Below are 12,494 nucleotides of genomic sequence, written 5' to 3' on the forward strand. Positions count from 1 at the left end.
GGCTCGCGCACATTACGGCGCTATATACCAAAGCATATAGCGCCATCCACATGACCCTCATGACCACGCTCGCCCAGCATGTCACGCGCCGCCCGCAGCGCATGGCCCTGCTCGAACAGATTGCCGTGCAAGGCTCGATCACCCGCGCCGCCAAAGCCGCCGGCCTGAGCTACAAGGCGGCCTGGGACGCGATCGACGAACTCAATAACCTCGCCGAAGAGCCGCTGGTCCAGCGCAGCGTCGGCGGCAAAGGCGGTGGCGGCGCCAAGCTGTCCGCCGCGGGCGAACGCCTGCTGGTCCTCTACAAACGCCTGGAAAACTTGCAGGCCCAGGTGCTGGCGGCCGAGGACGACCACGATCTGCAACTGCTCGGTCGCCTGATGCTGCGCACCAGCGCGCGCAATCAGCTCAGCGGACGGGTACGGGCGATTCACCCGCAGGGGCGTAACGACTTGATCGAGATCGAGCTGCCCGGCGGCGCGCAGATCCAGGCACAGATCACCCGCGACAGCACGGAAAAACTCGAGCTCGCCGAAGATCGCCCGGTGATCGCCTTGATCAAGGCCGGCTGGCTGGAACTGAACGCCCTGTCGAGTGCCGCCGATCCGACGCGCAACCAGTTGCAGGGCTGGATCGAGCAGATCATTGCGGCGGCCGACGGCCCCAGCGAAGTGCGCATCGGCCTGGCCAGTGGACAGACCCTCTGCGCGCTGGTCGATCCCAGCCATCTGCGTGAACAGCACCTGCATGCCAGCGACCCGGTACGCGCGCAGTTCGCCGCCAATCAGGTGCTGCTCGGCACCCCCGTCTAAATCTTGGGTAGGACACAACCACCGTGTACAAAACACTTCTCCCCTGCGTCCTCGCCGGCCTACTGACGACCCAGCAGGTGCAGGCTGCCGAGACGCTGCGAATCGCCGTCGCCGCCAACCTGCTGCCGGTAATGGAGCGGATCGCCGCCGACTACCAGCAACAGACCGGCACCAAGCTACAGATCGCCGGAGGTTCCAGCGGCGCCTTCTTCGAGCAGATCCAACGCGGCGCGCCCTTCGACCTGTTCTACTCCGCCGACGCCGAGCGCCCGGACAAACTCGCCGCGAACGGTCACGGCACAGACGCCAGAACCTACGCCTGCGGTCGCCTGGCCCTGTGGTCGCCGCGGCAGCCGGCGCGCCTCGACAACCTGCCAGCCGGCAAGGTGGCGATTGCCCAGCCGCAGACCGCGCCCTACGGCAAGGCCGCCCTGCAAGCCCTCGAACGCAGTGGCCAACTGGCGACGCTCAAGCCTCGCCTGGTGTATGGCCAGGACATTGGCCAGACCTTCCAATTCATCCTCAGTGGCAGTGCGCCGAGCGGCTTGGTTGCCCTCAGCCAGTTGACCGCGGCCAAAACCCCCAGCGCGCAGTATCAGCAGGTGGATGCCAGTCTCTATGAGCCCTTGGTGCAGAAGCGCCTGATCCTCGCCAAGGACGCGCGGCGGGGCGCCGCCGAACGCTTCGCCGCCTTCTTCGACACTCAGCAGGCGACCCTGCAGGCGGCGGGTTACGCATTACCGGGCGAGGCTGGTTGTGCTGCTGACTGATAGCGACTGGCAGGCGCTGTGGCTGACCCTGCAACTGGCCGGGCTCTCCACCGCGCTGCTGATGCTGCTCGGCCTGCCACTGGCGGCCTGGCGTGTGCGCAAGCAAACCCGCCTGCGCCAGGTACTCGACGCGGTGCTGGCCCTGCCCCTGGTGTTGCCACCGACCGTGCTGGGGTTTTACCTGTTGGTGCTTTTCGCCCCGGATAATTCGCTGGGTTCGGCCTGGATCGCCCTGACCGGGCAGCAACTGGCCTTCAGCTTCAGCGGCCTGGTCCTCGGCTCGGTGATCTACTCGCTGCCCTTCGTCGTGCAACCACTGACCGTGGCGTTTCGCGAGATCCCGCCGAGCCTGCTGGAAGCCGCCGCCAGTCTCGGCGCCACCCGCTGGGAGCGCCTGCGCCGAGTGATTCTGCCGCTGCTGCGGCGCGGCCTGCTGGTCGCGGCGACCCTGGGTTTCGCCCACACCCTCGGCGAATTCGGTGTCGTACTGATGCTCGGCGGCAGTATCCCCGGCGAAACCCAGGTGGTCTCGATCGCCCTGTTCCAGCACGTGGAAGCGCTGCGCTACGCCGACGCCCACCGCCTGGCCGCCTTCCAGCTCGGCCTGTCGTTCCTCCTGCTGTTGCTGGTCTACGGCCTGGGCGACCCACGCCGATCGGCGCCCATGCGCACATAGGCGTCTGTCGGACTTAACGTTGCCCTACTGCGGCAACGCCGGATTTGGCCATTTTCCCCGCTCTTTCTCGTTAAATAGCTCGCTATTCGCCGCGAAAGATCGGCAACCCTGACTCAACCGGACTTTCCCTCGCTACGGACAGTCAAGTTCGACAGGCTCCTAGGCGTTACACTTGCGGCCCACTTACCGGAGCCTCCCATGTCCCATCCCTTTGCCGACCTCACCCCTGATCTGGTACTGGATGCCGTGGAGAGCCTGGGCTACCTCAGCGATGCCCGCATACTGGCGCTGAACAGCTACGAAAATCGGGTCTATCAGGTGGGCATCGAAGACGAGACGCCGCTGATCGCCAAGTTCTACCGCCCGCAGCGCTGGAGCGATGCGGCGATTCGCGAGGAGCACAGCTTCACCTTCGAACTGTCCGAGTGTGACGTGCCGGTGGTGGCGCCGCTGCAACTCGACGGCGAGACCCTGTTCGAACACGCCGGCTTCCGTTTCACCCTGTTCCCACGGCGCGGTGGCCGCGCGCCGGAGCCGGGCAACCTGGATCAGCTCTATCGCCTCGGCCAGTTGCTCGGTCGCCTGCATGCCGTCGGCGCGACCAAGCCCTTCGCCCACCGCGAAAGCCTGCGGGTCGACAACTACGGTCATGCCTCGCTGGCCACCCTGCTCGAGGGCAACTTCATTCCGCGCAGCCTGCTGCCGGCCTACGAGTCGGTGGCCCGCGACCTGCTCAAGCGCCTCGACGCGCTATTCGCCGACAACCCGGTGCAAGCGATCCGCCTGCACGGTGACTGCCACCCCGGCAACCTGCTGTGCCGCGATGAGACCTTCCACATGGTCGACCTCGACGACTGCCGCATGGGCCCGGCCGTGCAGGACCTGTGGATGATGTTGGCCGGTGAACGCCATGAGCGCCTCGGCCAGTTGTCCGAATTGATGGACGGCTACCAGGAGTTCCACGATTTCAACTCCCGCGAACTACCGCTGATCGAAGGCCTGCGCTCCCTGCGCCTGATGCACTACAGCGCCTGGCTGGCGCGACGCTGGGATGATCCGGCATTCCCCCACAGCTTTCCCTGGTTCGGCAGCGAGCGTTACTGGGGCGATCAGGTGCTGATGCTGCGCGAGCAGCTGGCGGCGCTGGATGAAGAGCCGCTGAAACTGTTCTGAGGCGCAGCGGTAAGCAAGAGCACCGTCCCGTAGCCCGGATGCAATCCGAGGATTGCGCTTCCTGGATTGCATCCGAGCTACGGCTGTAGAGCCGGGAGGGTGGATGACGCCATCTTCATCCACCCTAGGATGTCGCAGACCTTGCGCATGAACATAAGACCTACGGCTGTAACGCCTGCCTTACGCAAATCAGCTTTTTCCCTTGCAGAAAAAACCTGAACCCACAGACAAGAGCCGAGCGCCGCGACTAGAATCCGAGGCTTTAGTTAGCCGCCTAAGCAAGGAACCCCATGGCCACCGCTAACCCGCAACGCGGGTACATTCTCGGCCTCGCCGCCTATATCATCTGGGGCCTGTTTCCCCTCTACTTCAAGGTCATTCAGGACGTTCCGGCGCTGGAGATCGTTGCCCATCGCGCGCTCTGGGCGGCGCTGTTCGGCGCCGCACTGCTGCTGGTATGGAAACACCCCGGCTGGCTGCGCGAGCTGCGCGACCACCCGCGACGCTTCGCCGTGCTGACGTTCAGCGGCGTGCTGATCGCCAGCAACTGGCTGGTCTACGTCTGGGCGGTGAATAACGAACGCATGCTCGAAGCCAGCCTGGGTTACTACATCAATCCGCTGGTCAATGTATTGCTTGGCATGCTCTTGCTCGGCGAACGCCTGCGTCGCCTGCAATGGCTGGCCGTCGGCCTGGCCGCCCTGGGCGTGGCACAACAGGTCTGGCAGGTCGGCAGCATTCCCTGGGTATCCCTGATACTGGCCCTGACCTTCGGTTTCTACGGGCTGATCCGTAAGCAGGCACCGGTCGCCGCACTGCCGGGCCTGGTGGTGGAAACCTGGTTGCTGCTACCGCTGGCGATCGGCTGGTTACTGCTGAACCCGACCGCGATCAGCAGCCAACCCGCATTCTGGTCGACCACCGAGGCGCTCTGGCTGATCGCCGCCGGGCCGATCACCCTGGTGCCGCTGGTGTGCTTCAACGCGGCCGCACGCCACCTGCCCTACATCACCCTGGGCTTCCTGCAATACATCGCGCCGACGCTGGTGCTGCTGCTCGCGGTGTTCGTCTTCGGCGAGCACTTCGACCCCAGCAAGCTGCTGGCCTTTATCTGTATCTGGGCAGGTCTGGCGATTTACAGCGTGGATGCCTGGCTGACGCTACGCCGCCGGGCTTGAGGCCTTAGGTTGCGGCGCGGGAATGACATCGCGAGCATGCGCAGGACTGCACAAAAAACGCGCAACCGCCCGCAATCGCGGGCCCGATGAGGCGCACAGCCAAGTATCCCAACCTTAGCCACAGAAGCATCCCCGGACTTTGTGCACAAGCTGCTGAAAATGCTGGTTTTTTAATCAACTCAGGCAGAACCCCGGCGCACTAGCGCGTGCGCCGAAGGCCCCCAGGTTATCCACAGCGATACGCACTTGAGCCGTGGATATCTACCTGCCCCCTATGCCTGCCCCCTATGACAGGCCGCAGTTAGCCAGTCGTTGAAAAACACTCGGTTAACTCTCGGTACGCAGATTGAGTTCGACCATCAGGTCGTCGGCGAGGGTCTCCAGCTTGGCCTGTAACACCTCCAACGACAGCGCCAAGGGCACCGCGAGCAGGGCCTCGGCGTGGAACAGCAGCTCGTTGCTCATGGGCGCCGGCATCACTTCGGTGGCTAGATTTTCCAGGTTGATCCCATATTCGGCGAGCAGTCTGGTGATATCGCGGACGATACCCGGACGGTCGTTGCCCACCAGGTCGAGATGGATCGGCTTCCAGTTGCAGGACGGCTCGGCGCCACTTTCCGCCAACAGCACGCGGATGCCGTGGGCGCTCAGGCCCTCCAGCGCGGTGACCAACTCGGCGTGGGCCGTGGCCGGCACCGCAACCCGCAGAATCCCGGCGAACTGCCCGGCCATCCGCGACATGCGACTCTCCAGCCAGTTGCCATGGTGGTCCGCCACGCATTGGGCGACCCGCTCGACCAGCCCAGGCTGATCCTCGGAGATAACCGTTAATACCAGATGATCCATAGCACGCCTCTCGTTGTTCTCAGGAATGACGTTGCGGTAGCCCGTGCCTTGTTCGCGCAATCCGTGTCCGGCCTGCGCCTACGGACTCAGTCGCCTTGCCGAGGCAAGCCTAGCCAATAGGTATAGAACAGCTCATCGCGCACATACCCCAAGCGCTCGTACAGGGCCTGTCCTGCCAGATTGCTCTTTGCCGTCTCCAACTGCAAACCGCAGGCGCCCTGTGCTTCGGCGTGGGCACGGGCGGCATGCATCAACGCCTCGCCAATGCCCTGGCGGCGTGCTTGTTGGCTGACATAGAGGTCGCTCAACAACCAGGCCGGCTGTAACTCCAAGGATGCGAACAGCGGGTAGAGCTGAACGAAGCCCAGCGCAGTCCCCTGCTCATCACGCGCGATAAATAGCGTCGAGTCGCCCAGGCTCAGACGCGCAGCCAGAAAAGCCTGGATCGCTGGCAGCGGTTTGCCCGTCTGATAGAACTGCAGATAGTCGCCGTACAGCGGGACCAGGTCATGTAGATCGGCCAGCACGGCCATGTGAATAGGCATGGGTGAACTCTCGGGAAGACGTCGCTCGAGTATAGCCAGCAGGCGGCCTCCCCTGCGAAAGCACCGCCCAGTCAGTCCGCACAATTAGTTGTGTACGATTTTGATATTTTTATGAAACAATAAACACATATTTTTCTGACAATTCGCCCTTCTCATGACTGCAAAGCGCCTTCTGGTCGCATAGCGACGCGCGCCCGCTGATTTTCATAGGATCTTGATGTAGTATGCCGCGGCTCGGACTACAAGACGCACCCCGGGTCCGAAGCGGCTATTGAGTAAGCTGAGCAGAATGAGGCAAGTGATGACTGAACGCGTTCAAGTCGGTGGCCTACAGGTCGCCAAAGTGCTGTTCGACTTCGTGAACAACGAAGCCATCCCCGGCACCGGCATAGCTGCCGAAAAATTCTGGTCCGGCGCCGAAGCCGTGATCAACGAGCTGGCTCCGAAAAACCGTGCCCTGCTCGCCAAGCGCGACGCGATTCAGGCACTGATCGATGGCTGGCACCAGGCTCGCGCCGGTCAGGCCCACGATGCGGCCGCCTATAAAGCCTTCCTCCAGGAGATCGGCTACCTGTTGCCGGAACCGGTCGACTTCCAGGCGACCACCGCCAACGTCGACGAAGAAATCGCCCGCCTGGCCGGCCCGCAGCTGGTCGTACCGGTGATGAACGCACGCTTCGCCCTGAACGCCTCCAACGCGCGTTGGGGTTCGCTGTACGACGCCCTGTACGGCACCGACGTGATCAGCGAAGAAGGCGGCGCCGAGAAAGGCAAGGGCTACAACAAGGTCCGTGGCGACAAGGTGATTGCCTTCGCCCGCGCCTTCCTCGACCAGGCGGCACCGCTGGCGGTCGGCTCCCACGTCGACTCCACCGGCTATCGCATCGAAGGCGGCAAGCTGGTGGTCAGTCTCAAAGGCGGCAGCAACAGCGGCCTGCAGGACGATGCCCAGCTGATCGGTTTCCAGGGCGACACCCATGCGCCGATCGCCGTGCTGCTCAAGCAAAACGACTTGCATTTCGAAATCCAGATCGACGCCAGCAGCCCGATCGGCAGCACCGATGCCGCCGGGGTCAAAGACGTGCTGATGGAAGCCGCGCTGACCACCATCATGGACTGCGAAGATTCGGTTGCCGCGGTCGATGCCGATGACAAAGTCGTGGTCTATCGCAACTGGCTGGGCCTGATGAAGGGCGACCTGGCCGAAACCGTGAGCAAGGGTGGCAGCACCTTCACCCGCACCATGAACCCGGACCGGGTCTACACCCAGACCGACGGCGGCGAACTGACCCTGCATGGTCGTTCCCTGCTGTTCGTGCGCAACGTCGGTCACCTGATGACCATCGACGCCATCGTCGACCAGGACGGCTTCGAGGTACCGGAAGGCATCATGGACGGTCTGCTGACCAGCCTGATCGCCATCCACAACCTCAACGGCAACACCAGCCGCCACAACACCCGCACCGGCTCGGTGTACATCGTCAAGCCGAAGATGCACGGTCCGGAAGAAGCGGCGTTCACCAACGAACTGTTCGGCCGCGTCGAAGACGTCCTCGGCCTGCCGCGCAACACCCTGAAAGTCGGCATCATGGACGAGGAGCGGCGCACCACCGTCAACCTGAAAGCCTGCATCAAGGCCGCCAGCGAGCGCGTGGTGTTCATCAACACCGGCTTCCTCGACCGCACCGGCGACGAAATCCACACCTCCATGGAAGCCGGCGCCATGGTGCGCAAAGCGGCCATGAAAGCTGAGCAGTGGATCGCCGCCTACGAGAACAATAACGTCGACGTCGGCCTGGCCACCGGCCTGCAGGGCCGCGCGCAGATCGGCAAGGGCATGTGGGCCATGCCGGACCTGATGGCGGCGATGCTCGAGCAGAAAATCGCCCACCCGCAGTCCGGTGCCAACACCGCCTGGGTACCGTCGCCAACCGCGGCCACCCTGCACGCCCTGCACTACCACCAGGTCGACGTGTTCGCCCGTCAGGCCGAGCTGGCCAAGCGCACTCCGGCCTCGCTGGACGCCATCCTGAGCATTCCGCTGGCCGCCGATACCAACTGGAGCGCCGAGGAAATCCAGAACGAACTGGACAACAACGCCCAGGGCATCCTCGGCTACGTGGTGCGCTGGATCGACCACGGCGTCGGTTGCTCCAAGGTACCGGACATCAACGATGTCGGCCTGATGGAAGACCGCGCCACCCTGCGCATCTCCAGCCAGCTGCTGGCCAACTGGCTGCGCCATGGCATCGCCAGCGAAGAGCAGATCGTTGCCAGCCTCAAGCGCATGGCCCCGGTGGTCGACCGGCAGAACGCCAGCGACCCGCAATACCGCCCGATGGCGCCGGACTTCGACAGCAACATCGCCTTCCAGGCCGCCCTGGAATTGGTAGTCGAAGGCGCCAAGCAGCCGAACGGCTACACCGAGCCGGTGCTGCACCGCCGCCGCCGCGAGTTCAAGGCAAAGAGCAAGGCCAAGAACGGCTTGTAATTCCGCTCTGCTGCAATGAACGAACCGCCCTCCGGGGCGGTTTTTTTTATGCCAGGAGGACGCGCTGGGCTCAGTGGCTCATCGGCCCACGCACCGGCTCGGCACGGCCGTAGCTGAGATCGCTGATTGGCGCGCCGGCCTCACGCAGCGCCTGGCATTGCTGAGCGATAGGCGTGCGTGCGGCAACCCGTTCGAACACACCCAGTTTGGCGAATCCCGGCAAGCCCAGGGTTGCCTCGACAAAGGCCGCCAGCTTCGGCCAGCGCGTCGCATCGAGTTGATAGCGGGCGAACTGAGCATTGCGCATGAAACTGGCGATGGCGATGTCGGCGATCGACAGCTCGCCGAGCACAGCCCCCGACACCGGCAGCTGAGCTTCCAGGTAATCGAAAATCTCCGGCAGATCATGCTGATAGGTCTTCTCCAGCAGCGCCTGATCCGGCTCGCGCGCCCACACTGCGCGGCCGATCACCAGTTGATTGAACAGCTGCCAGATGACTACCTGGCCCATCCGGCTGTCGGCGTACTCCTCCAGCCAACGGGCCCGGGCGCGCGCGGCGATCGCCTGGGGATACAGGCGCGGCTCGGGATAGCGCTCCTCCAGGTATTGGCAGATCACCGAGGAGTCGTTGAGTACCAGCTCGCCGTCGAGCAACACCGGTACCTGACGCAACGGGCTCAGCTGGGCGAACTGATCATTGCCGTAAAACGGCACGATCGGATCGATCCGATAAGCGACACCTTTCAGCTCCAGCATCACCAAGGCCTTGCGCACATAGGGTGATAGGTAGGAACCGATGATCAGCAGCGGTTGAGGCATGTACTTGCCCTTACTCGTGAGTTGACTGCCTGCAGTGTTAACCCGCCGCGCGGCCTTGTACAGAGGGTTCACGCCAGCGCTCTACGGCTTTTCGCCAGGCCTGACTAGACTTACGTCCAATGTGCAGCGGCCCGCATGCGGCCGACCATAGCCCTACGTGAATCGTCGAGACGCACATGAGCAAAGCGGACGCCTTCGCCCAGGCCGGCAAGACGGCGGTGCTGCAGAACATCCACGGCACCATGGAGTTTCTGCAAAAATTCCCGCCGTTCAATCAGATGGACAGCGCCCACCTGGCCTACCTGGTGGAGCACTGCCAGCTGCGCTTCTACGCCGCAGGCGAGAGCATCATCAAGCCCGACGATGGCCCGATCGAGCACTTCTACATTGTCAAGCAGGGCCGGGTGCATGGTGAGCGACCACACTCGGCCAAGCGCGGCAGCGAAACCACCTTTGAAATAACCAGCGGCGAGTGCTTCCCACTGGCCGCACTGATCGGCGAGCGTGCCACCCGCACCGAGCACCTGGCCGCCGAAGACACCTTCTGCCTGCTGCTGAGCAAGCCGGCCTTCATCAAGCTGTTCGCCCACTCCAACCCGTTGCGCGACTTCGCCCTGCGCGGAGTCAGCAGCCTGCTCGACCAGGTCAATCAACGGGTACAACTGAACGCCGTGGAAACCCTCGGCGCGCAGTACTCGCTGGACACCCGTCTGGGCGAGTTGGCCATGCGCCAACCAGTCAGCTGTGCACCCGCCACCGCGTTGCGCGAGGCGGTCAAATTGATGCACGAGCAGCATGTCGGCAGCATCGTCATCGTCGACCCGGCGCACCGGCCCATGGGGATCTTTACCCTGCGCGACCTGCGCCGGGTAGTCGCCGATGGCAGCTCATTGGATCAGCCAATCGACAGCCTGATGACGCCTGGGCCGTTCCACTTGCCACCGGATGCCAGCGCCTTCGATGCGGCGATCGCCATGACCGAGCGGCATATCGCCCATGTCTGCCTGGTTGAACACGAACGCCTGTGTGGCGTGGTTTCCGAGCGCGACCTGTTCTCCTTGCAACGCATCGACCTGGTGCATCTGGCGCGCACCATTCGCCACGCCGGAACAGTCGACACCCTGGCGGCGCTGCGCAGCGACATCCGTCAACTGGTCGACCGCATGCTCGCTCACGGCGCCAGCTCGACCCAGATCACCCATATCATCACCCTGCTCAACGACCACACCGTGTGCCGGGTCATCGAACTGACCCTGGAGGACCTCGGCGATCCCGGCGTGCCCTTCACCTGGCTGTGCTTCGGCAGCGAGGGGCGCCGCGAACAGACCCTGCACACCGACCAGGACAACGGCATCCTGTTCGAGGCCAAGGACGCAACTGAAGCCGCAGACATGCGTCGGCGCCTGCTACCCGTGGCCGTAGAGATCAACCAACGCCTGGCGCAGTGCGACTTCACCCTGTGCAAGGGCAACATCATGGCCGGCAATCCCGAGCTGTGCCTGTCGCGCCAGGAATGGACGCGACGCTTCACCAGTTTCATCCGCGAAGCGACACCGGAAAACCTGCTGGCCTCGAGCATCTACTTCGACTTGCGCGTGGTCTGGGGTGACTCCCAAGGCTGCGAACAAGTGCGCCAGGCACTGTTCAAGCAGATCGTCGGCAACAGCCTGTTCCAACGCATGATGGCCGAAAACGCCCTGCGCCAGCGTCCACCGGTCGGGCGCTTGCGCGACTTCGTGGTCGCCCGTACAGGCGCCGAGAAACACACCCTGGACCTCAAGGTGCAGGGCCTGACACCCTTCGTCGACGGCGCCCGGTTGCTCGCTCTGGCCCACGGTATCGAGACCTGCAATACCCTGGAGCGGCTGCGCGCACTGATCGAAAAAGGCGTGATCGAGGCGCTCGATGGCGCCGCCTACGAGGAGGCCTATCACTTCATCCAGCAAACCCGCATGCAGCAGCATCAGCTGCAAGCGCGGCAGGAACGGCCCTACTCCAACCGCCTCGATCCCGACCGCCTCAATCACCTGGACCGGCGCATCCTGCGCGAGGCCTTCCGTCAGGCCCAGCGCCTGCAAAGCAGCCTGGCGTTACGCTACCAACTATGAACGCATTAAGTTGGTTAACCGGCCGCACCCCGCAACTGACCGAGCAGCAGCGCCAGCGCTGCGAGCTCCTGTCCGCGGCCGCTGCGCTCGACGACAGCCCGTTAAGCCAACAGCGCCTGGTGGTGATAGATCTGGAAACCAGCGGCCTGGATATGCGCCGCGATCAGGTCCTGTCGATTGGCGCCGTGGTCATCGAGCAGGGCGCCATCGACCTCGGCCAGCAGTTCGAATGCACCCTGCACCGCCACGACCACCAGGTCAGCGCCAGCGTGCTGATCCACGGCCTGGCCCCCAGCGCCATCGCCGCCGGCATTGCCCCGGCCGAGGCGCTGCTGGGCTTCATGGAGTTTCTCGGCGCCAGCCCACTGCTGGCCTTTCATGCCGGTTTCGATCAGCGCATGCTCGGCCGGGCGCTGAAGCAGACCCTCGGCTATCGCCTGCGCCATCCCTTCTTCGACGCCGCCGAACTGGCGCCGCTGCTCTGCCCGCAGGCCAATATCCAACAGGGTGGCCTGGACGACTGGACCGACTACTTCGGCCTGCAGGTGCAGCAACGCCACCACGCCAGCGCCGACGCCCTGGTCACCGCCGAACTGGCGCTGATCCTGTTCAGCCGCGCACGCCAGCAACAGCTCGACAGCCTGTCGGCCCTGGAGCAGCGCCTGGCCGGCTGGCGCAGACGGCAGCAAGCACACTCGCTCTAAGTGGTTCGCGGCGCACGCACCTTACCCACAAAGTCGGTGGATGACGCTGTGGATAAGCTGTCCAGACAGTAACCCGGCCCAAGCCCCGCAACGCCTGCCGCCGGCTGGTTATTTTTTGAGCCCGATCAATAAATTAACCACCGACTTAAACACAGTAACGGTGCGCCGAGTTGTGGATAAGCTGTGCCCTGAGTGACGCAGCCCATAGCCCGCGGGGCCTTGCTCGTGCTGGCTATTTTTCGTACAGACCGAAGCTACTCGCACGCGTGCTTGAGCTCACTCGCTAGACGGCCAGCGCCGCGCTGGCGATACCGACCCTGCTGCCCTTTTGCACCGGCCCGCAGCACAACAGGCAGGTCTGGTCGTGCCCC

At 63.9% G+C, this 12,494-nt stretch carries 11 protein-coding genes; 8 read left to right on the forward strand and 3 right to left on the reverse strand.

The window, feature by feature from the left end; all coding sequences use genetic code 11:
• Positions 1-50 precede the first annotated feature (50 nt).
• The 5 genes from FBY03_RS14655 to rarD all read left to right on the forward strand — a co-directional run bounded on the left by FBY03_RS14655 (position 51) and on the right by rarD (position 4,609).
• Complete coding sequence (locus tag FBY03_RS14655; protein WP_147173105.1) at positions 51-812, forward strand: TOBE domain-containing protein; 762 nt, start codon at positions 51-53, stop codon at positions 810-812.
• Positions 813-835: 23 nt separating this feature from the next.
• Complete coding sequence (modA, locus tag FBY03_RS14660; RefSeq protein ID WP_147173106.1) at positions 836-1,582, forward strand: molybdate ABC transporter substrate-binding protein; 747 nt, start codon at positions 836-838, stop codon at positions 1,580-1,582.
• On the forward strand, positions 1,569-2,258 hold the full coding sequence (gene modB / locus FBY03_RS14665; protein ID WP_147173107.1) for a molybdate ABC transporter permease subunit: 690 nt from the start codon (positions 1,569-1,571) through the stop codon (positions 2,256-2,258). Before modA ends, modB begins: the two co-directional genes overlap by 14 nt.
• A 198-nt stretch (positions 2,259-2,456) precedes the next feature.
• Positions 2,457-3,431 carry a serine/threonine protein kinase gene (locus FBY03_RS14670; protein WP_147173108.1) on the forward strand — a complete coding sequence of 325 codons (975 nt, stop codon included), beginning with the start codon at positions 2,457-2,459 and terminating at the stop codon, positions 3,429-3,431.
• 290 nt (positions 3,432-3,721) lie between these two features.
• On the forward strand, positions 3,722-4,609 hold the full coding sequence (gene rarD, locus FBY03_RS14675; RefSeq protein WP_147173109.1) for an EamA family transporter RarD: 888 nt from the start codon (positions 3,722-3,724) through the stop codon (positions 4,607-4,609).
• Between the two features lie 327 nt (positions 4,610-4,936).
• Here the strand turns inward: rarD and FBY03_RS14680 are convergent, their stop codons facing one another.
• Together FBY03_RS14680 and FBY03_RS14685 are read right to left on the reverse strand one after the other, a co-directional pair.
• Positions 4,937-5,455: a glycine cleavage system protein R gene (locus FBY03_RS14680; protein ID WP_147173110.1), complete on the reverse strand. Its 519-nt coding sequence runs from the start codon at positions 5,453-5,455 to the stop codon at positions 4,937-4,939.
• Between the two features lie 86 nt (positions 5,456-5,541).
• Positions 5,542-6,000 carry an N-acetyltransferase gene (locus FBY03_RS14685; RefSeq protein WP_147173111.1) on the reverse strand — a complete coding sequence of 153 codons (459 nt, stop codon included), beginning with the start codon at positions 5,998-6,000 and terminating at the stop codon, positions 5,542-5,544.
• A gap of 301 nt (positions 6,001-6,301) precedes the next feature.
• Between FBY03_RS14685 and FBY03_RS14690 the strand changes: the two genes are divergently transcribed.
• Positions 6,302-8,491, forward strand: coding sequence for a malate synthase G (locus FBY03_RS14690; protein WP_147173112.1), 2,190 nt, complete (start codon positions 6,302-6,304; stop codon positions 8,489-8,491).
• Positions 8,492-8,561: 70 nt separating this feature from the next.
• Here the strand turns inward: FBY03_RS14690 and FBY03_RS14695 are convergent, their stop codons facing one another.
• Positions 8,562-9,311, reverse strand: a complete 750-nt coding sequence (locus FBY03_RS14695) for a glutathione S-transferase family protein (RefSeq protein ID WP_147173113.1) — start codon at positions 9,309-9,311, stop codon at positions 8,562-8,564.
• Between the two features lie 176 nt (positions 9,312-9,487).
• Between FBY03_RS14695 and FBY03_RS14700 the strand changes: the two genes are divergently transcribed.
• Both FBY03_RS14700 and FBY03_RS14705 read left to right on the forward strand, forming a co-directional pair.
• Positions 9,488-11,419: a putative nucleotidyltransferase substrate binding domain-containing protein gene (locus tag FBY03_RS14700; RefSeq protein ID WP_147173114.1), complete on the forward strand. Its 1,932-nt coding sequence runs from the start codon at positions 9,488-9,490 to the stop codon at positions 11,417-11,419.
• Positions 11,416-12,123, forward strand: coding sequence for a PolC-type DNA polymerase III (locus FBY03_RS14705; protein WP_147173115.1), 708 nt, complete (start codon positions 11,416-11,418; stop codon positions 12,121-12,123). The genes FBY03_RS14700 and FBY03_RS14705 overlap by 4 nt, the downstream gene beginning before the upstream one ends.
• The last annotated feature ends 371 nt before the right edge of the window (positions 12,124-12,494 follow it).

Origin of the sequence: Pseudomonas sp. SJZ079 (assembly GCF_007993865.1) — a bacterium.
Taxonomy (GTDB): Bacteria; Pseudomonadota; Gammaproteobacteria; order Pseudomonadales; family Pseudomonadaceae; genus Aquipseudomonas.